This window comes from Thauera sp. DNT-1, assembly GCF_055393985.1.
In genome coordinates this window covers 2,235,576-2,253,775 of sequence record NZ_AP043752.1, presented here as the reverse complement: position 1 = coordinate 2,253,775, position 18,200 = coordinate 2,235,576, and the positions used below count along the sequence as shown (strand labels likewise).

15 protein-coding genes and 1 riboswitch are annotated in these 18,200 nt (G+C 71.8%); of the genes, 4 read left to right on the top strand and 11 right to left on the bottom strand.

All coding sequences use genetic code 11. The features are described from left to right. Positions 1-4 precede the first annotated feature (4 nt). From ACZ5PP_RS10425 to ACZ5PP_RS10405, 5 genes are all read right to left on the bottom strand, one after another. Positions 5-685 (bottom strand): precorrin-8X methylmutase, encoded by a 681-nt coding sequence (locus tag ACZ5PP_RS10425; protein ID WP_374616151.1) that lies wholly within the window; start codon positions 683-685, stop codon positions 5-7. 13 nt (positions 686-698) lie between these two features. Next, on the bottom strand, positions 699-1,613 hold the full coding sequence (locus tag ACZ5PP_RS10420; protein ID WP_464827037.1) for a sirohydrochlorin chelatase: 915 nt from the start codon (positions 1,611-1,613) through the stop codon (positions 699-701). After that, entirely contained in the window at positions 1,610-2,437 is an 828-nt protein-coding gene (gene cobM, locus ACZ5PP_RS10415; protein ID WP_004306982.1) for a precorrin-4 C(11)-methyltransferase, read from the bottom strand. Before cobM ends, ACZ5PP_RS10420 begins: the two co-directional genes overlap by 4 nt. Next, positions 2,437-3,075: an energy-coupling factor ABC transporter permease gene (locus ACZ5PP_RS10410; protein WP_004306985.1), complete on the bottom strand. Its 639-nt coding sequence runs from the start codon at positions 3,073-3,075 to the stop codon at positions 2,437-2,439. The genes cobM and ACZ5PP_RS10410 overlap by 1 nt, the downstream gene beginning before the upstream one ends. Positions 3,076-3,345: 270 nt before the next feature. Beyond that, positions 3,346-3,570, bottom strand: a riboswitch (cobalamin riboswitch). 174 nt (positions 3,571-3,744) lie between these two features. Further along, a complete protein-coding gene (locus ACZ5PP_RS10405) occupies positions 3,745-5,325 on the bottom strand; it encodes a DEAD/DEAH box helicase (RefSeq protein ID WP_464827036.1) in 1,581 nt (526 codons plus the stop codon). A gap of 304 nt (positions 5,326-5,629) precedes the next feature. Here ACZ5PP_RS10405 and ACZ5PP_RS10400 point away from each other — a divergent pair, with 304 nt between their 5' ends. Next, entirely contained in the window at positions 5,630-6,784 is a 1,155-nt protein-coding gene (locus tag ACZ5PP_RS10400) for a M48 family metallopeptidase (protein ID WP_464827035.1), read from the top strand. Here ACZ5PP_RS10400 and ACZ5PP_RS10395 read toward each other — a convergent pair. Genes ACZ5PP_RS10395 through cbiB form a run of 3 tightly spaced genes read right to left on the bottom strand, consistent with a single transcriptional unit; the run spans position 6,744 to position 9,656 of the window. Then, positions 6,744-7,709, bottom strand: coding sequence for a cobalamin-binding protein (locus ACZ5PP_RS10395; RefSeq protein ID WP_004326983.1), 966 nt, complete (start codon positions 7,707-7,709; stop codon positions 6,744-6,746). The genes ACZ5PP_RS10400 and ACZ5PP_RS10395 overlap by 41 nt on opposite strands. After that, a complete protein-coding gene (gene cobD, locus ACZ5PP_RS10390) occupies positions 7,709-8,698 on the bottom strand; it encodes a threonine-phosphate decarboxylase CobD (RefSeq protein ID WP_464827034.1) in 990 nt (329 codons plus the stop codon). The genes ACZ5PP_RS10395 and cobD overlap by 1 nt, the downstream gene beginning before the upstream one ends. Next, on the bottom strand, positions 8,691-9,656 hold the full coding sequence (cbiB, locus tag ACZ5PP_RS10385; protein ID WP_464827033.1) for an adenosylcobinamide-phosphate synthase CbiB: 966 nt from the start codon (positions 9,654-9,656) through the stop codon (positions 8,691-8,693). The genes cobD and cbiB overlap by 8 nt, the downstream gene beginning before the upstream one ends. A gap of 176 nt (positions 9,657-9,832) precedes the next feature. Between cbiB and ACZ5PP_RS10380 the strand changes: the two genes are divergently transcribed. The 3 genes from ACZ5PP_RS10380 to ACZ5PP_RS10370 all read left to right on the top strand — a co-directional run bounded on the left by ACZ5PP_RS10380 (position 9,833) and on the right by ACZ5PP_RS10370 (position 12,650). Next, the gene (locus ACZ5PP_RS10380; protein ID WP_464827032.1) at positions 9,833-11,368 is read left to right on the top strand and encodes a cobyric acid synthase; all 1,536 of its coding nucleotides are present in this window, start codon (positions 9,833-9,835) and stop codon (positions 11,366-11,368) included. Positions 11,369-11,389: 21 nt separating this feature from the next. After that, on the top strand, positions 11,390-12,235 hold the full coding sequence (gene queF / locus ACZ5PP_RS10375) for an NADPH-dependent 7-cyano-7-deazaguanine reductase QueF (RefSeq protein WP_043745007.1): 846 nt from the start codon (positions 11,390-11,392) through the stop codon (positions 12,233-12,235). A gap of 106 nt (positions 12,236-12,341) precedes the next feature. Beyond that, on the top strand, positions 12,342-12,650 hold the full coding sequence (locus ACZ5PP_RS10370; protein WP_273423975.1) for a c-type cytochrome: 309 nt from the start codon (positions 12,342-12,344) through the stop codon (positions 12,648-12,650). A 63-nt stretch (positions 12,651-12,713) separates the two neighbouring features. On the opposite strand, the gene ACZ5PP_RS10365 is transcribed toward ACZ5PP_RS10370, so the two are convergent. The 3 genes from ACZ5PP_RS10365 to ACZ5PP_RS10355 form a co-directional block, all read right to left on the bottom strand. Beyond that, positions 12,714-14,918 carry an EAL domain-containing response regulator gene (locus tag ACZ5PP_RS10365; protein WP_004321995.1) on the bottom strand — a complete coding sequence of 735 codons (2,205 nt, stop codon included), beginning with the start codon at positions 14,916-14,918 and terminating at the stop codon, positions 12,714-12,716. A gap of 52 nt (positions 14,919-14,970) precedes the next feature. Further along, the gene (locus ACZ5PP_RS10360; protein WP_043745013.1) at positions 14,971-16,935 is read right to left on the bottom strand and encodes a sensor histidine kinase; all 1,965 of its coding nucleotides are present in this window, start codon (positions 16,933-16,935) and stop codon (positions 14,971-14,973) included. A gap of 116 nt (positions 16,936-17,051) precedes the next feature. Further along, a complete protein-coding gene (locus ACZ5PP_RS10355; RefSeq protein WP_273423977.1) occupies positions 17,052-18,188 on the bottom strand; it encodes an EAL and HDOD domain-containing protein in 1,137 nt (378 codons plus the stop codon). Between the last annotated feature and the right edge of the window lie 12 nt (positions 18,189-18,200).

Below are 18,200 nucleotides of genomic sequence, written 5' to 3'. Positions count from 1 at the left end.
CGCTTCAGCCCCGGACGGCCTGTCGCTGCCGTGTCTCGGCCAGCCCGAGCAGGGCGTGGATCGCCGCCACCACCAGGGTGGAGCCGCCCTTGCGGCCGCGGATGACGATCCACGGCACCGCGTCGACCGCGGCCATCCGGTCCTTCGATTCGGCCGCCGACACGAAGCCCACCGGCATGCCGACCACCAGCGCCGGGCGCACGCCCTCGTCGCGGATCAGTCGCACCAGCTCGATCAGCGCGGTGGGTGCGTTGCCGATGCCGACGATGGCGCCGTCGAGCAGGCCGAGGCGGTGCGCCTTGCGCATGGCCTGCACCGCGCGCGTGCTGTCCTCGGCGCGGGCGCGCTCGACGACGTCGGGGTCGGAGATGAACTGGTGCGTGCGCATGCCGAAGTGGGCGAGACGCGAGGCGGACAGGCCGACACAGATCATCTCGACGTCGGCGACGATCCGCGCGCCGCCGCCGAGGATGGCGGCCAGGCCGGCGTCCACCGCATCGGGATGGAATTCGGTGAGGCCGTTGAACTCGAAGTCGGCGTTGGCGTGGATCATGCGGCGCACCACCGGCCACTGCCCGGCGGTGTAGGCGTGACGGCCGACCTCGGCGTCGATGATGGCGAAGGAGTCGTGCTCGATCGCGCGCCCGGCGGCGGTGAGCTGTTCGGTGACGGTGTTGGTGCGCATGGCGGGTTCGGCTTCAGGCGTGCGCGTGGCCATGGGCGCGAGCGTATGCATGGCCATGGTCGTGCTCGTGGTGCGCAGGGGCGTGACGGGCGTGCGTGGGGCTGTGCTCGTGCAGGTGCACGGCCTCGGCGGCGAGGCGGTATCTGCAGCCGTCGCACTCCAGCAGTCCGCCTTCGGGTGCTTCGTGGTCGTCGACCCTGCGGTCGAGCAGCGCGAAGATGCCCTCGTCGAAGCCGAAGTGGGTGCCGAGCGCGAAGGCGAGCTGCGGGTACTGGCGCCGCAGGCGCTCGACCTGTGCCCGGATGCGCTCCATCAGCACCCCGGTGAAGAGGTACACCGGCACGATGCAGATCTGCGTCATGCCCAGGCGGGCCTGGCGCTGCACCACGGTTTCGAGTCGCGGCCAGGTCACGCCGGTGAAGGCGAGGTCGACCAGCTCGTGGTCGCCGTCCTCGAAGAGCCAGCGCGCCATCTTGGCGAACTCGCCGTTGGCGCCGGCGTCCGAGGAGCCGCGGCCGAGCAGCACCACGCCGGTGGTGTGCGGGTCGGGCATGTCGAGCTGCCTCAGCAGGCGGTCGAGCTGGCCGCGCAGTACGGCGAAGAGCTCGCGCCCCATGCCGAGGTGGCGGGCGCAGGCGAAGGCGACGCCGGGGTGGCGGGCGCGGGCGCGCTCGATCGCAGCCGGAAGCTCCATCTTGACGTGGCCCGCGGCGTTGAGGATGAAGGGAATCGTGACGACACGGCGCGCCGCGTGCGCGGCGCGGTCGAGGCCCTCGTCGAGCAGCACGTCGGCGTGCTCGATGAAGCAGGTCTCGATGCGCCAGCCGGGGTGGCGTTCGCGCCATTGTGCGGCGAAGTGGAGGATCTCCTTGTTGCCCTCGCGGTTGCGCGAGCCGTGGCCGACGAGAAGGATGGCGGTCTTGTTCATGCGGTTTCTCCGGTGGCGATGCCGGCCGCGGCGGCCGGCATCGACGCCTTGCGGAAGCGGTGGCCGAAGCCCGGGTCGTAGAGTTTCGAGCGTGCGAGGTCGGGCCACAGGCGGGCGCCGAGCGCCGGACTGGCGAGAATCATGGCCTGGCTGGCGATCTTCTCGTCCTGGCAACGGCGCTTGATGTCGGCCAGCGTGCCGCGCACGATCTTCTCCGCGCCCGCCCAGCTCGCCTTGTGCACCACCACGATGGGGGCGTCCTCCGGCCAGCCGGCGGCGCGCAGCGCACGCTGCACCTCGTGCAGCAGCGTGATCGACAGGAAGATGCACAGCGTCGTGCGGTGCGCGGCGAGCGCCTCGAGCGCCTCGCCCGGCGGCATCGGCGTGCGCCCGGCGACACGGGTGAGGATCACCGTCTGCGTCACCTCCGGCAGGGTCAGGGTCTCGCCCGCGGCGGCGGCCGCGGCCATCGCCGAGGACACGCCCGGCACCACCCGCCAAGGAATGCCGGCGGCGTCGAGCGGGCGCGTCATCTCGACCAGGGCACCGTACAGGCCGGGGTCGCCGGTCTGCAGGCGCACCACGACGGGATGGCGGGCGCAGGCGTCCAGCAGCCAGGCGCTCATGCCCTCGAGCGTCATGTCCCTGGAGTCGCGGATCTCGCAGTGGGCGGGCGCGAACTGCGTCGCGCTGCGGTCGACCAGCGAGCCGGCGAACAGGATCGCGCCCGCCCGCTCGAGCAGGCGGCGGCCTTTCACGGTGATCAGGTCGGGGTCGCCGGGGCCCGCGCCGACGAACCAGACCGTACCCGGCAGCGCGGTCATCAGCCGCGCGCCGGCACGGCGAAGCAGAGCCGCACGAGGGGACGATGCGCCTGCGACTGCAGCAGGCGGACGAGTGCGACCGTCAGCACCGGCTCGATCAGCGCCACCGGGAGGTAGGCGCTGGCGAAGGCGGCCCATGCCGCGAAGGGCGTGGCGACCTCGCCCATGGCCAGCCAGAAGCCGACCATGACGGCGACGCCGGCGTAGTAGGCGGCGTCGAGCTTCAGCACCGATCCCACCCGCGTCGCGGCGCCGCTGGCGAGCCTGCGGCCGAGCGTGGCATGCAGCGCCACCAGCGGTACGGCCAGCGAGAGGAAGTTGACCCCGAGATGCAGCAGGTCGGCGGGCTCGAAGACCCCGCCCTGAAGCAGCAGGCCGAGGCCGAAGCCGAGCAGGGTGGGCACGAAGCCGAGCGTCAGGTAGATCGGCATGGCGCCGATGAAGTGCAGCTCCGATGCGCCGGCGGGCGTATGGAAGCTCTGCATGAAGACGGAGAAGAACAGGGCTGCGAGCAGGGTGCGCAGCAAGCGCTGCGGCTTCCTGAGAAGTTGCGGCGCCTGGGCGGCGACGAGCGCGGTGGCGGCGAGGTTGGCGGCGGCGATCTTGGCGCCGGAAAGGATGCCGGGTTCGATGTGCATGATGACTCCCCACGAGTGCATGGAACGACGATGCGAACCACGCGGGCGGGGGGGCGGCATGCGGGCGCGGCGCTGCCGGTGGGCGTACGCACGCGGTGAAACCGCGAGCGCACGCCGGGCACGGCATTGCCTGGAGACCGCTTGCACGACGAGTCGGCTGGAGCTTCCGGCGCACACGGGCAGCCGGCGGAAAACCAGTCGGATCGAACCCACACCCCGGGGCTCACATCAACCTGGAACCGCGCACGACGCCACTTGCAGGCGGGTGCGGGTTCCGTACTCGATCGGGCCGGTCTTCTGGCTTGCCGTCTTCCTCCTCCGCCGGCCTTCCCGAGCGCAAGGCTCAGTGGCGTGTTGGCGGATTCGTCAGGCTCACAGCAGCGGGGGCTGCGCCGGAATGGTCGTGCGCGCGCAAGGCGGACGACGTCACCGGACTTCCCGTTTCACCCTGTCATATGAAGTTATGACAGGGCACCCGGATCGAATGCGGAGCGAAGGATAGGCGAAGCTGGGGCAGGAAGGCAAGCGATGTGCAGCGGTGGGGACGGGAGCGCCGCGGTCGCGATGCCGGTTTTCGTGGGAGCGACACCAGTCGCGATGCGGCCGTCGGCGCGGGTTATGCGAATCTCGGACCCGCGCCGACGGCCTCGCCGTTTCCGGTCGTCCTGCTCAGCGCTTGTCGCCGCCCGGCTTGGCGGCGAACAGGGCGGCGCGGGGCTGCGGGCGGCGCTGCGGGTTCGCGCCGGCGGGGCGGGGCGCGTTACCCTCCGGGCGGCGGTTGGCGGACGGTGCGCGGTTGCCGTCCACCTCGACACGGCGGGCCGGCACGGCGCGGTTGCCATCGACGTCCGGGCGCGGAGCCGAGCTGCGGTTGCCGTTGGGCTCGCGCGCCTCGCCCGTGCGCGCCGCGCGATTGCCGTCGGCCTCGCCGCGGGTGCGCGCGGGGGCACGTCCGCCGGGCTGGGCCGGAGCACGTCCGCCGCCTGCGCGCTCGCTGCGCGCGGGCGCGGCGGCGGGGCTGCGGCCCTGGCCGTTGCGGCCGCCGCGGCGCTGCAGCGGTTCGCGCTGGTGGTCGGCGTCGTGTGCGGCCTCGCCGCCGGCGCTGGGCACGAAGTCCTCGGCCACGGCGCGCTCGATGCGGCGCTTGATGACGCGCTCGATCGCGGTCAACAGCTTGATTTCTTCGTTGTCGACCAGCGAGATCGCATTGCCGGCGGCGCCGGCGCGGCCGGTGCGGCCGATGCGGTGCACGTAGTCCTCGGCGACGTTGGGCAGCTCGAAGTTCACCACCTGGGGCAGCTGGTCGATGTCCAGGCCACGCGCGGCGATGTCGGTGGCCACCAGCACCGGCAGGGAGCCGTCCTTGAACTGGGCCAGCGCGCGCGTACGCGCGGCCTGGCTCTTGTTGCCGTGGATCGCGGCGGCGCCGATGTCGTGCTTGGTGAGGTACTCGGCGAGCTTGTTGGCGCCGTGCTTGGTGCGGGTGAACACCAGCGCCTGGAACCACTGCTTTTCCTTGATCAGGTGGGCGAGCAGTTCGCGCTTCTGCTTCTGGCCGATCAGGTACACCGCCTGGTCGACGCGCTCCGCGGTGGTGTTGCGCGGGGCGACTTCCACTTCTGCCGGGTTGTGCAGCAGGCCGTGGGCGAGCTCGCGGATCTCGTCCGAGAAGGTGGCCGAGAACAGCAGGTTCTGGCGCTTCTTCGGCAGTAGCGCGAGCACCTTGCGGATGTCGCGGATGAAACCCATGTCGAGCATGCGGTCGGCTTCGTCCAGCACCAGGATCTCGACGCCGGAGAGGTCGAGCGTCTTCTGGCCGACGTGGTCGAGCAGGCGGCCGGGGGTGGCGACGAGGATGTCCACCCGCTTCTTCAGCGCGCTGATCTGCGGGTTGATGTTCACGCCGCCGAACATGACCAGCGAGGACAGCGGCAGGTGCTTGCCGTAGGTGTCGACCGACTCCTGCACCTGGGCGGCGAGTTCGCGCGTGGGGGTCAGGATCAGGCAGCGCGGGCGCCCGGGCGGGTGCGGATGGGTGTGGGTCTGCGACAGGATGTGCAGCAGCGGCAGCGTGAAGCCGGCGGTCTTGCCGGTGCCGGTCTGCGCCGCCGCGAGCAGGTCGCCGCCGGCGAGCACCTGCGGGATGGCCTTGGCCTGGATGGGCGTGGGCGTGGAGTAACCCGCCTCGGAGACCGCGCGCAGGATGGGTTCGGCCAGCCCGAGGCTGGCGAAGGTGACTTGGGGATTCATTCGATGGTCCGGCGCGAGCCCGTCGCATGCATCGATGCGACACCAATCCGGGCTGCGGGAGGGATCCGCGCCGCATGGGGGCGAACGGATCGTTGCAGGAAACGCGGCGGGTGACTGGTGCACCGCAGCGAAGCCGGCACTATAAGCGCTCCACACCGGAATGGCGAGCCATTTCGGCCCGCTGGCGACCGCGGACCCGCTCCCGCGGCCTCGGGGGCGCTGGCGAATCTTGCGCTGGATCGTGTCATGGCATGAAGGTTTGGTTACAATCCGACACAACCCGGTTCCCGGCAGGGGTATTCCCGTGCGCGAAATCCAGCTCTCCGAAGACCTCGACGGCCGCTACGATCGGCTCTCCCGCGATCTGGGCGCGCGCGCGCTCGCCGGCCTGCTCGCCGTGTCCGGTTCGATCCTCGTCCTGCTCGGCGGGGCGGTCGTGGGTGCCGTGGCGACCTGGGAGGCGATCGGCCGGGGCACACCGGTGGAAACGCTGTTCTGGGTGCTCTTCATGCTCGGCAGCATCGCCGCGATCTGGGCCACGCTGGCCTCCCTGGCGAGCCTCGCGCCGCGGCCCTGCGGGCTGGCGGTCGCGCGCGAACGGGTGGGCGAGCTCTACGCGCTGGTCGATGCGCTCGCGCACGTGGCGGGGGTGAGCCCGATCCGGCGCATCTACGTGACGGGCGAGATCAACGCCTCGATCGTGCAGCGCCCGCGCCACCTGGGTGTCGGCGAGATGGCCACCGATCTGCTGATCGGCCTGCCGCTGGCCCATGCGCTCGGCCCCCGCCAGCTCGCGGCGGTGATCGCCCACGAGATCGGCCACATGGTCGCACGCCAGCGCGGGATGCACGGCCGGAGCGGTTGGCTGCAGGCGTGGTGGATGCGCACGCTGGACGAGCTTGCGGCCGCGTTGCCGTCCGGCTTTCCCTGGTTCGACCCCCAGGGCGACGCCCTGTGCATGAGGATGCTGCTGCTGGCGCAAATGGAGGAGTACGTCGCCGACCGCACCGCGGTGCGCCTGGTAGGGGCCGAGCTGCTTGCCGGGACCCTGGTCGAGCTCTGCTGCAAGGCGGACTTCCTCGCCAACGACTACCTGCCGCGCGTGCATGCCCTGGCCGAGTGCGACGAGGCGTCTTGCGTGCGGCCCTACCGCGAGATGGGGCACGGTTTTGCCGCCGGCTTCGCCCAATCGAGCGCTGCCATCGACCCGCAGCGCGTGCTGCGCGCGGACGCCGGCGACCCCTTCCACCCCGCCCTGCAGGATCGCCTCGTGGCGATCGGCGTCGCCATGCCCGAGCGGCTGCAGGCGTCGGGTCCTTCTGCGGCGCAGCATTTCTTCGGCGACAGCCTGCCTTTCCTGGCCTGGCATTTCGACCGGATCTGGTTGGAGAGCCTGCGCGACGCTTGCCCGCCGGCGCTCAGTCCGCACGCGCCGGAGCGGGTGCTGCAGGGGGCGTGAGCGCCGCGGAGGCGGCGCCGCGGCGCTTGCGTGCGGTCTCGACCTGGCCGCACAGGCGCGCCGCGCCGTCGAGGATGCGCGGCGTATGGCGCTGGATGAGCTCGGGCGGGATGAAGAACAGGTTGTCGCGGCGCGCGGCCTCGAGCTGCGGCCAGCGCGACCACTGGTCGAGCCACTCCGGACGGGCCTCGCCCATGCCCGAGGCCACGATCACCTCGGGGTTGGCCGCGAGCACCGCCTCGACGCCGATCGTCGGCGTCAGGTGGGCGACCTCGCCGAACACGTTGGCGCCGCCACAGAGGCGGATCACGTCGGCGATCAGGTGGTGGTCGTTCACCGTCATCAGCGGGCGATCCCAGATCTGGTAGAAAACGCGCACCTTGTCGCGTGCCGAATACGTGGCGGCGAGGTGCTCGCGGCGCGCGCGGAAGGCGCTCGCCGCGGCCTGGGCGGCGGGTTCGCTGCCGGCGAGCTGCCCGAGTCGCTCCAGGTTGCGCGCCACGTCTTCCAGGTTGCGCGGCTCGCTCAGGTAGACCGGGATGCCGAGCGCCTGCAGGCGGGCGAGATCGCCTTCGCGGTTGCCGCTCTGCCAGCCGATCACCAGGTCCGGGCGCAGCGCCGCGACCGCCTCGAGGTCGATCCGGGTGTAGCCGCCCACACGCGCGATGCGCTGTGCCGCCTCGGGGTAGTCGCTGTAGTCCACCGCGCCCACCACGCGCTCGCCCGCGCCGGCGGCGAACAGCATCTCGGTGACGTGCGGGGCGAGGCTGACGATGCGCTGCGCCGGCGCGGCCAGCGCGAGCTTGCGGCCGGTGTCGTCCACCAGCTCGACGCCCGCGGCGGAGGCGGGGCCGCCGAGGGCGAGCAGCGTGGCCGCTGCGGCCGAGGCCGCTGCATCGGAAAGACGGCAGGGGAGAGAACTCATCACGGCTCCTTGAGGAGATTCGGGCAGTCTGCGAGGGCGGCCTCCAGCCTCGCCCAGCGAGGCTCGTCCGCGGGCAGGCCGAAGCGCAGCGCGGGCGGGGCGTCGAAGCGGCGCAGCAGGATGCCGCGGCGGGCGAAGGCCGCGTGCACCTGCGCCGCGTGCGGCAGGCGGACGTACTGGAACAAGGCCGGCCCGCAGCTTTCCAGTCCATGCGCCTGCAGCAGGCGGTGCAGGCGCGCGCCCGCGGCGTCCAGCCGGGCGCGCTGCGCGGCCTGCCAGGCGGTGTCGGCGAGCGCGTGGTGCGCCGCCCAGCGTGCCGGACCGGCGAGCGTCCACGGCCCGAGGCGTTCGGCGAGCGCCGTGCGGACCTCGGTGGGTGCGAACACGAAGCCCACGCGCGCCCCGGCCAGACCGAAAAACTTGCCCAGCGAGCGCAGCACCACCAGGCCGGGGCGACCGGCGATCGGCACCAGGCTGTGCGCAGGCGTGGTGTCGGCGAAGGCCTCGTCCACCACCAGCCAGCCGCCGCGGCGGGCGAGCCGGGCATGCCAGTCGAGCAGGCGATCGCGGTCGAAATGCACGCCGGTCGGGTTGTTGGGCTGCACCAGCACCACCACGTCGCTGTCGTCGATCGCACCCTCGACCTCCTCCGCGTCGATCGACCGTGGCCGGCGCTCGCGCCAGGCGTGGGCGTGCTCGGCGTAGCCTGGCGCCAGCAGGCGGACGCGTGCGCCGGGCAGGACCGCCGGCAGGGCCTGGATCGCCGGCTGAGAACCCGCCACCGCGAGCAATTCGGCGCTGCCGTAATAGCGCGCGGCGGCTTCCTCCAGGCCGTCGTCGTCCTCGGGCAGGCGCTGCCAGGCCGTTTCCGGCACCGGCGGCACCGGATAGGCCCACGGGCTGATCCCGGTGGACAGGTCCATCCAGTCGGCAAGCGCGATACCGTAGTGCTCGGCGGCGCGGCGCAGGCGGCCGCCGTGCTCAAGCACCGCCGCCTCCCGCCAGCGTCGTCGCGACGCCGAGGACCGCGGTCAGCCCCAGCCACAGCAGCGCACCACGCCGCACCAGGGCTACCGCCGCGCGGATGGCGTCGACGTCGGCGCCACGGCCCTCGCCCAGTGCCGGGCGGTGCTCCGCGCGGCCGTGGTAGGTCGCCGCGCCGCCCAGGCGCACGCCGAGCGCGCCCGCACCCGCCGCCATCACCGGCCCGGCGTTCGGACTGTCCCAGGCGGGCGCCTGCGTGCGCCAGCACGCGAGCGCCCGCCGGGTGTCTCCGAGCCAGGCGTAGGTGAGCGCGGTGAGGCGCGCCGGCAGCCAGCCGAGCAGATCGTCGATGCGCGCCGCAGCCCAGCCGAAGTGCAGGTGGCGCGGCGTGCGGTAGCCCCACATCGCATCGAGCGTGTTCGCCAGGCGGAACAGCACCACCCCCGCGCCGCCACCGAGCACGAACCACAGCAGCGCGCCGAACACCGCGTCGTTGCCGTTCTCCAGCACCGACTCGGTGGCCGCCTTGGCCACGCCCTCCGCGTCGAGCGCGCGGGTGTCGCGGCTCACGATCCAGCCCACCCGCGCGCGCGCCGCGTCAAGGTCGCCGGCGGCGAGCGGCGTCGCCACCGCCAGCGCGTGCTCGGCCAGGCTGCGTCCGCCGAGGGCGAAGTAGAGCAGCGCGCTGTCCACCCCCCAGTGCGCGTGCGGATGGAGCGTACGCAGCCACAGCGCGAGCGCCACCCAAGGCAGCACGGCGAGCGCCCAGGCGAGCAATCCTGCCAGGCGCATGCCGGTCTCGTTGGTGCCGAAGAACAGCCGGCGGCAGGCCCGCTCGACCCAGCCCGCCCAGCGCCCGAAGCCGACCAGCGGATGGAAGCGCCTCGCCTCGCCGAATACGCGATCGGCGAGCAGGCCGGCGGCCATCTTGAGCGTGAGGACGAGCAGCAATGAAGAGGGCATCGGAACAGTCAATAAAGGAACTTGGGCGAGTCACCCCAAGCAGCGAACACAACCGCAAGCACCACGGCCCCGCCCGCGCCGGGCCGGGCAGCCTGCGCAAGCCCGGGCGCCCACCGTACCCTCCCGAATCGGCGATAATCCCGCCCCTTCGAGCAAAACCCGCAGGATTCTACGCCATGTCCCCCCCGATCACGCTGATGGTGCAAGGCACCACCTCCGACGCCGGCAAGACCACGCTGGTCGCCGGACTCGCCCGCGTGCTGTGCCGACGGGGCATCAAGGTCGCCCCGTTCAAGCCGCAGAACATGGCGCTCAACTCCGCCGTCACCATCGACGGCGGCGAGATCGGCCGCGCCCAGGCCCTGCAGGCGCTCGCCGCCGGCGTCGCCCCGCATACCGACTTCAATCCGGTGCTGCTCAAGCCTTCCACCGACATCGGCGCCCAGGTCGTCATCCACGGCCGCGCCGTCGCCAGCCTGTCGGCGCGCGACTACCACGCCTACAAGCCCACCGCGATGGCCGCGGTGATGCAGAGCTGGGACCGCCTGTGCAGCGCCTACGCGGCGGTGCTGGTCGAGGGCGCCGGCAGCCCGGCCGAGATCAACCTGCGCGACCGCGACATCGCCAACATGGGTTTCGCCGAAGCCGCCGACGTGCCAGTGGTGCTGGTTGCGGACATCGACCGCGGCGGCGTGTTCGCCCACCTCGTCGGCACCCTCGAGCTGCTCTCGCCCTCCGAGCAGGCGCGCGTCAAGGGCTTCGTCATCAACCGCTTCCGCGGCGACCTCGGCCTGCTGCAGTCCGGCCTCGACTGGCTGGAGGCGCGCACGGGGCGGCCGGTGTTCGGCGTGCTGCCTTACCTGCACGGGCTCTTCCTCGACGCCGAGGACGCGCTCGCCGACAGCGCCGTCGACGTGCGCGCGGGCGAGGCTGCGCTGCGCGTGATCGCGCCGGTGTACTCGCGCATCTCCAACCATACCGACCTCGATCCGCTGCGATTGCACCCGCAGGTGGATTTCCGCTGGATCGGCCCCGGGCAGGCGATCCCGCCTGCCGACCTGATCGTGCTGCCCGGCTCCAAGAGCGTGCAGGCCGACCTCGCCTGGCTGCGCGCGCAGGGCTGGGAGACAGCGATCCGCCGCCACCTGCGCTATGGCGGCAAGCTGATTGGCATCTGCGGCGGCTTCCAGATGCTCGGCCGCGAGCTGTCCGACCCGCTGGGCCTCGAAGGCGCGCCGGGAACGATGGCCGGGCTGGGCCTGCTCGAGGTGGACACGGTGCTCGAACAACACAAGCAGCTGCGCAACCTGCGCGGCCGCCTCGCGAACCTGTCGCGCGAAGACGGGTCCGAGTGTGCAGGTGAACCCGGTGCGGCCGTCACCGGCTACGAGATCCACATGGGCGTGAGCTCCGGCCCGGCGCTGGCGAGGCCGGCGCTGTGGTTGGCGCACGGCGACGAGGCCATGCCGACCCGGCCCGACGGCGCGCGCTCTGCGGACGGGCAGATCCTCGGCACCTACGTCCACGGCCTGTTCGACGCCCCCGCGGCCTTGGCGGCGCTGCTCGCCTGGGCGGGGCTGGACGCGGAGGCGCTGGAAGGATCCGGGCCGGTCGACCTCGCCGCTCGCCGCGAAGCCGATCTCGACCGCCTCGCCGACGCGATCGAGGCCCATGTCGATCTGGCATCCCTGTTCGCCCCGAATCGCCTCTGAAGTCTTGCGGGATCCGCACGAATGAACACCGACACCCCGCGCCGCCACGGCGCCGAATCCTCCCCGCTCGGTCAGGCGGTCGCCTACCGCGACACCTACGCGCCCGAGCTGCTGTTCCCGATTTCGCGCCAGCTCAAGCGCGACGAGCTCGGTCTGCGCGCCGACATGCTGCCCTTCTGCGGCGAGGACTTGTGGAACGCCTACGAACTCTCCTGGCTGGACGCGCGCGGCAAGCCGGTGGTGGCCCTCGGCGAGTTCCGCGTACCGGCGGCTTCGCCGCGACTGATCGAGTCCAAGTCGCTCAAGCTCTACCTGAACTCGTTCAACCAGCAGCGCTGCGCGAGTGTCGAGGAAGTGCGCGCGACCATCGCGCGCGACCTTTCGGCGGCGGCCGGCGCCGCGGTGGCGGTGGTGTTGCGGCCGCTGCAGGAACGCCCCGGGCGCAGCTTCGGCTACCCCGAGGGCGTCTGCATCGACGCGCTCGAGATCGACATCGGGCGCTACCAGCCCTGCCCGGAGACGCTGCGCGCCGCGGGACCGGAGGTGGAGGAGACGCTGTACTCGCACCTGCTCAAGTCGAACTGCCTGGTCACCGGCCAGCCCGACTGGGGTACCCTGGTCGTGCGCTACCGCGGGGCGGCGATCGACCGCGAGGGCCTGCTGCGCTACGTGGTGTCCTTCCGCGGCCACAACGAGTTCCACGAGCAGTGCGTGGAGCGCGTGTTCTGCGACCTCATGGCGCGCTGCAAGCCGCAGGAGCTTGCGGTGTGGGCGCGCTACACCCGCCGCGGCGGGCTGGACATCAATCCCTTCCGCGCCAGCCGGGCGGGGCTGCGGGCGGACGAGGCCATGGAAGTGCGCCAGTGAGCGCAGGCGCGGCAAATGTGCAACATCGTATGCGGGCCCTGCCCAAACCGGCGCATGCGGTGGTTTAATACCTGCCGGTAACAACCAACACCAAGAGGTAAGGAATATGAAGGCTCTCGTTGCTGCTGCGGTCGCTGCTGGTCTCCTCTCCGCTTCGCCCGCTTTCGCGTCCGAGGCGCTGGCCAAGTCCAAGAACTGCCTGGCCTGTCACGCGGTGGACAAGAAGCTGGTCGGCCCTTCCTACAAGGAAGTCGCCGCCAAGTACGCCGGCCAGGCCGATGCCGCGGCGATGCTCGCCGACAAGGTGCAGAAGGGCGGCGTGGGCGCCTGGGGCAAGGTCCCGATGCCTCCCAACCCGCAGGTCAATGCCGCCGACGCCAAGGCGCTCGTCGACTGGATCCTGACGCTCAAGTAATGCCGCATTCCGGGCCGGCGCTGCCGGCCCGCGTGCCTCCGAAGCCGGCGCAAGCCGGCTTTTTTACGCCGGTGCGGCCTGCAGGTCCGCGCTGCCGGCGCCGAGGAAGAGCCGTTCGGGCTGGCGCAGCCAGCCCGGCACCTCGCCGGCCGGGGCGGGGCGGGCGAACAGGTAGCCCTGCATCACCTCGCAGCCGAGCGCGCGCAGCGCGTCGGCCTGCTCGAGATTCTCCACGCCTTCGGCGACGAGGTCGAGATCGAAGCCGCGTGCGATGCCGGTGATGGCCGAGATGATCGGGTTGGTCATCGGGCCTTCGAGGTCACGCACGAAGCTGCGGTCGATCTTCAGCGTGCTGACCGGGAAGCGCTGCAGGTAGGCGAGTGCCGAGTAGCCGGTGCCGAAGTCGTCGATCGCCACGCTGATGCCGGCCTCGCGCAGCGCGCGCACCTTGGCGGCGATGTCGGCGGTGTCGTCCATCATCAGGCCCTCGGTGATCTCCACCTCGAGGCACGACGGTGCCACGCCGTGGCGGTCGAGGCAGGCGCGGATCCTGCCGACCACGTCGCCGCGCTGGAAGTCGCAGGCCGACAGGTTGATCGACACGCGCGGGGCGCCGACGCCCTCCGCCTGCCAGCGTGCGAGCTGCGCGCAGGCCGTCTCCAGCACCCAGTTGCTGATCTCGCTGATGAGGCCGACCTCTTCGGCCACCTGGATGAAGGTCGCGGGCGGAATCGCGCCCAGGCCCGGATGGTTCCAGCGCAACAAGGCCTCGAGGCCGACGATGCCGCGCGTCGCCAGGCTGACCTGGGGCTGGTAATGCAGGTCGAGCTCGCCGCGGGCGACCGCGCCGCGCAGGTCGTTCTCCAGCGCGATGCGGTCGCGATGGCGGGTGTTGAGCTCGGGGTCGAAGAAGCGGAAGGCGTTCTTGCCGGAGCGCTTGACCTGGTACATCGCCGCGTCGGCGTGGCGGGTGAGGTCCTCGGCAGTGGTGCCGTCGCGCGGGAAGAGCGCGATGCCGACGCTGACCGTGGCACGGAATTCGCCCTGGCTGAGCCGCACCGGGGTGGCGAGTGCGTCGAGCACCTTGCGCGCGATGACCTCGGCGTCCTCGGGCTGGTTGATGTCCGGGAGCAGCACGGTGAATTCGTCGCCGCCGAGGCGGGCGAGTGTGTCGCCGCGGCGCAGCGTGGCCGACAGCCGGCTCGCGATCGCACGCAGCAGCAGGTCGCCCTCGGCGTGGCCGAAGGTGTCATTGACCAGCTTGAAGCGGTCGATGTCGATGAACATCACCGCGAGCGCGCCGGTGCGGCGCTGCGCCTGCGCGATCGCGAGTTCGAGGCGGTCCTTGAACAGCACCCGGTTGGGCAGGTGGGTGAGCTGGTCGTGATAGGCCTGGAAGGAGATGATCTCCTCGGCGCGCTTGCGCTCGGAGATGTCGCGCGCCACGCCGTAGAGGCCGATCACGCGGCGGTCGTTCTCCTGCGTGACCATCGGGATGCCGGTCAGCGATACGGTGACGCTGCCGCCCTCGCCACCACCGTCGCGCCGCGAGCGCAGGCGCAGTTCGACGTGGAAGCTCTCGCCGGGCAGGCTGCTCGGCTGGCTGAGCAGGGTGTCGATGCGGTCGAGGTCCTCGGGCATCACCAGGGTGGTGAAGGGGCGCTTGACCAGCGCGCTGCGGTCGTAGCCCAGCAGGGCCTTGATGCGCGGGTTGATGTAGGTGAAGCGGCCGCTGCCGTCGAGGGTGAAGATCATGTCGGGCGAGCTCTCCACCAGGTAGCGGTGCAGGCGCTCCGAGTCCTTCAGGCGCTGGCTCATCAGCTTGTTGGCGCGTTCGAGCGTGCCCTTGTGCAGGGCGCCGTCGACCGCGCGCTGCAGCTGCGCCACGTGATAGGGCTTGCGCACGTAGTCGTCGGCGCCGCCGCGCAGCGCGCCGATCGCCGCGTCGATCGCGTCCTCGCCGCTGATGATGATCACCGCCTCGTCGCGCTGGTGGTCGGACAGCCAGTCGAGCAGCGCGAGGCCGTTGGCGTCGGGGAGACGGTAGTCGAGCAGGATCAGCGCGTAGCGCTGCTTCTCCAGGCGGCCGATCGCCTCGCCGATGCTGCCGCATTCGTCGAAGAGGCGCCCGGGGCGGGCGAGTGCATGCGGAAAGGTGCGGCGCAGGGCCGGATCGTCATCGACGATCAGGATGCGGACGCTGTCGGCGTCGTCGCCGGCGGTGGCGTCGATCCGAGGCCTTAACCCGTTGTCGGCCGGAGTGACCATGGCTCCCGGAGGCTGCGATGTGGAGGGCTTGTTCGGCCGCATGATGCAACACTCAGGCGCTTTGTTCCAGCGGAACGAAGATCTGGAAGCTCGTGCCGGCGCCCGCCTGGGTGCGGCACAGCAGGGTGCCGCCCCATTGTGCGAGGATCTCGCGCACCACCGAGAGGCCGAGGCCCTGGTGCTCCGCCCCCTTTGCGCTCGGGCGCGGGCTGAGCGGATCCTGGGCGCGTTCCACCGGCAGGCCGGGGCCGTTGTCGACGAAGCGGATCTCCAGGCAGTTGCGGCCGTCGACATTGACCAGCGGCAGCACCGAGACGACCAGGCGCTGGCCGGGCTGGAGCGCTTCGGAGGCGTTGCGCAGCAGGTTGAGCAGCACCTGCTTGAGCGCCGATGCGGGGATCGCGGCCGGCGGCACGTCGCGCGCGGCGCGCAACTCGAGCTGGATCTGGCGGCTGCCGAAGAGCGGCTCGCCGTACAGCGTGCGCATGTCCAGCAGCAGCTCGGGCACCCGGCAGGTGCGCATCTCGGCCGTCTCGGCAGGCAGTTCGGCGGCGCTGCGCAGGAGTTTGTCGATGCGGTCGAGTTCGGCGTTGAGCAGGCTCATCTCGTCTTGCAGCGTGCTGTCGCCGGAGCGCTCCTGGGCGAGCATGTCGATGCGGGTCTTGAGCACCGTGAGCGGGTTGCTGGCCTCGTGGGCGATGCGGCGCACATGGTCGCGGAAGCGCTGGTGCAGCGCGGCCTCGCGCTCGGCGATCGCATCGCGCTGGCGGGCGTGGCTGCGCAGCGCGCGCGCCGCGGCACCGAGCAGGGCGGCGTAGCGCCAGCGCAGCTCGCTGTCGAGCGCCTGCGCGGAGGCGGTGGCGACGAGGGCCACGCTGGTGTCGCCCGCGCCGCCCAGAGGGATGACGTGGAAGCCCGGCTGGCCGAGCCAGCGTGCGACCTGCCAGTCGGCGACGCTGCGCCCGGGCGGGCCGCCGTCACCGAAATGCGAGCAGGGTTGCTCGCTGCGCGCGCCGAGGGCGATGCAGCTGGTCTCGTCGTCCAGGCGCAGGCGCAGCTCGCCGATCAGCAGGTCGGGGCTGCCCGCCGCGGCGCCGAGCAGCGGGCGCAGGCGACCGTCCTCGCCGCTGCCGAGCAGCACCGGCGGGGTGTGCAGGCCAAACAGCGGGCAGGCGATCGCCAGGCGGTCGCGGATGGTCGTCGCGTCCAGGTCGACGAAGGCGGCGGTGAGCAGGCCGAGCATGCCGGCGTAGCGGTAGGGGTCGTCCGTGAGGCGCAGGGTCGGGCAGGCCGCGCCCGTGCCCGCGCTGGGCAGGCCGGGCAGGGCGGGGTAGGACGCATGCCCGGACAGGATGTAGCCGACGTCGGTGCGCAGCGCCACCACGCTCGCGCTCTCGAGTCCGGTCAGCTCGGCGACTTCCGTGATGCGCTCCTGCCAGTCGCCACCGGCGAGCCGGCGTGCGGCGGCGAGCAGGCCGAGCAGCGGATGCATCGCGCCCGCGCAGGCCGGATCCATGCCGTCGAACTCGAGCGCGTCGGCCAGGCTCGCGGGCAGGCCGCAGTCGGCGACAAGGGCCGGCAGCGTCGGCCGGCGCCCGGAAACCCACCCCGCCGAGCGCGGCAGGCCGAACCACAGGCCGGCGAGGTAGGCCTCGTCGGGGCGCGGATATTCGGTCTCGATCGCGAGGTGGAGCGCGCATTCGGCACGCAGCAGTGCGGCGTCGGCGGTTTCGTCCGGTTGGTTGCCGACGTGGCCCAGACCGAGCAGCCAGGCGCGCAGCAGGTCGGTGCCGATGCGCTCGAGGCGGCGCCGCAGGGCGGCATTGAGGCCGTCCTGGAGTTCGCCCGCGCGCAGCGGATCGGCCAGCAGCAGCGCCAGGCTCAGCGCGGGGTCGCGTGCGGCCACGAGCGCGATCTCCGCCCAGTTCGGCGTCTGCGCGGCGAGCATGCGCAGGATCGTCGACGCGCCGTCGGGCAGGGGCTGGAGCTCGAAGGCGCTGAAATTGGCGGCGAACATGCGATGGACGGTTGGAAAAAGGGCCGACGGATTCTAGCCCGTCGGCCCTTCCCCTTGCCGTGAACGATGTGGCGGTCGAGCGGGAATGACGAACGGGGTGCGGCGCTGGACGAGGTTCAGCCGTGCAGGCTGTCGGCGAAACCGAGCCCGACCAGCTGTGCGCGATTGACCTGCTCGCAGCTCAGGTGGAGCTGGTCCACCGCCGCCTGCAAGGCCTTGGGGTCGAAGCTCTCGCAGCACTGCGCAAGGTGCAGGAAGGGGGCGAAGTCGCCTTGGCCGTAGAGGAGCGCCTCGCTCACCCGCGGCGGCAGGTTCATCTCTTCGAGCAGGGTCTGGATCGAGGTGCCGAGCAGGGTGTGCAGCAGCGAGAAGGCGCCGGTGATGAAGAGGTTGTCGCGCTCTACGGCATCGAAGAAGCCGCCGCCGATCTCTTCCATGAAGCGGCCGCGCGCGATCGCGGTCTGCATCAGCGCGGGGGCGCTGGGGTCGCGGCTGGCGGTGACCAGCAGCAGCGACAGCCATTTGTTGAGGGCGTCGTAGCCGAGGATGCTGACCGCGTGGCGGAAGGACTGGATCTCGACCATGAGGCCGAAGCCGGCCGAGTTGATGTAGCGCAGCAGCTTGAAGGAGAGCGCCACGTCCTGCTTGAGGACGCCCTCGATCTCGCGGATGTCGCCATTGTTGCGCACCAGGTTGAGCAGCCGCACGATCTGCGCATGCCCCGGCGTGAGGCTCTTGGCGGGCGGGTTGCCGTGCAGGAAGAACCAGCCCGAGGCACCGTCGTAGCCCGCCGCGACGGCCTGGCGGAAGGCGCCGATGTCAGCCAGGCCCCAGGCCAGGCTCAGGCCGGGCGAGCCGGTGGGCGCAGGGTGGCGGCGCGCGTCGATGAGCACGAAACGCCAGTCGTGGCCGGCGGGCAGGGCGACCTCGGGCTGGAACCAGGTGAGGCACATGCCGATGCCGGCATCGCGCAGGCGCGCCATCAGCGCCTGGGTGTGCGGATGGGCGAGCGTCTGCACCGGGATCTCGATCGCCACGTTCCCGGGGATCGCCCACTCCATGATCTCGGGCGTCGGCACCAGGCGGCCGAGGCTGACGAACACCGGATGGTGGGTCGGCCACACCGCGGCCTGGGCGGAGAGCGCCTCGACCACCGAGGCGATGTTGGGGCCGTGGGCGATCAGGCGGTTGGCGGTGATCGCGCGGTTCTTGTTGACGACCGGCTCGCGGGTCAGCAGGGTGGTCTGGCTCATCGGGCGTTCCGG

Excerpts from the sequence above, each read along its gene's own strand:
- ACZ5PP_RS10425 (WP_374616151.1), bottom strand. The coding sequence starts at position 685 with ATGCGCACCAACACCGTCACCGAACAGCTCACCGCCGCCGGGCGCGCG.
- ACZ5PP_RS10395 (WP_004326983.1), bottom strand. The coding sequence starts at position 7,709 with ATGAGTTCTCTCCCCTGCCGTCTTTCCGATGCAGCGGCCTCGGCCGCA.
- ACZ5PP_RS10365 (WP_004321995.1), bottom strand. The coding sequence starts at position 14,918 with ATGGTCACTCCGGCCGACAACGGGTTAAGGCCTCGGATCGACGCCACC.
- ACZ5PP_RS10355 (WP_273423977.1), bottom strand. The coding sequence starts at position 18,188 with ATGAGCCAGACCACCCTGCTGACCCGCGAGCCGGTCGTCAACAAGAAC.
- ACZ5PP_RS10370 (WP_273423975.1), top strand. The coding sequence starts at position 12,342 with ATGAAGGCTCTCGTTGCTGCTGCGGTCGCTGCTGGTCTCCTCTCCGCT.
- ACZ5PP_RS10405 (WP_464827036.1), bottom strand. The coding sequence starts at position 5,325 with ATGAATCCCCAAGTCACCTTCGCCAGCCTCGGGCTGGCCGAACCCATC.
- ACZ5PP_RS10410 (WP_004306985.1), bottom strand. The coding sequence starts at position 3,075 with ATGCACATCGAACCCGGCATCCTTTCCGGCGCCAAGATCGCCGCCGCC.
- ACZ5PP_RS10360 (WP_043745013.1), bottom strand. The coding sequence starts at position 16,935 with ATGTTCGCCGCCAATTTCAGCGCCTTCGAGCTCCAGCCCCTGCCCGAC.
- queF (WP_043745007.1), top strand. The coding sequence starts at position 11,390 with ATGAACACCGACACCCCGCGCCGCCACGGCGCCGAATCCTCCCCGCTC.
- ACZ5PP_RS10380 (WP_464827032.1), top strand. The coding sequence starts at position 9,833 with ATGTCCCCCCCGATCACGCTGATGGTGCAAGGCACCACCTCCGACGCC.
- cbiB (WP_464827033.1), bottom strand. The coding sequence starts at position 9,656 with ATGCCCTCTTCATTGCTGCTCGTCCTCACGCTCAAGATGGCCGCCGGC.
- cobM (WP_004306982.1), bottom strand. The coding sequence starts at position 2,437 with ATGACCGCGCTGCCGGGTACGGTCTGGTTCGTCGGCGCGGGCCCCGGC.
- ACZ5PP_RS10420 (WP_464827037.1), bottom strand. The coding sequence starts at position 1,613 with ATGAACAAGACCGCCATCCTTCTCGTCGGCCACGGCTCGCGCAACCGC.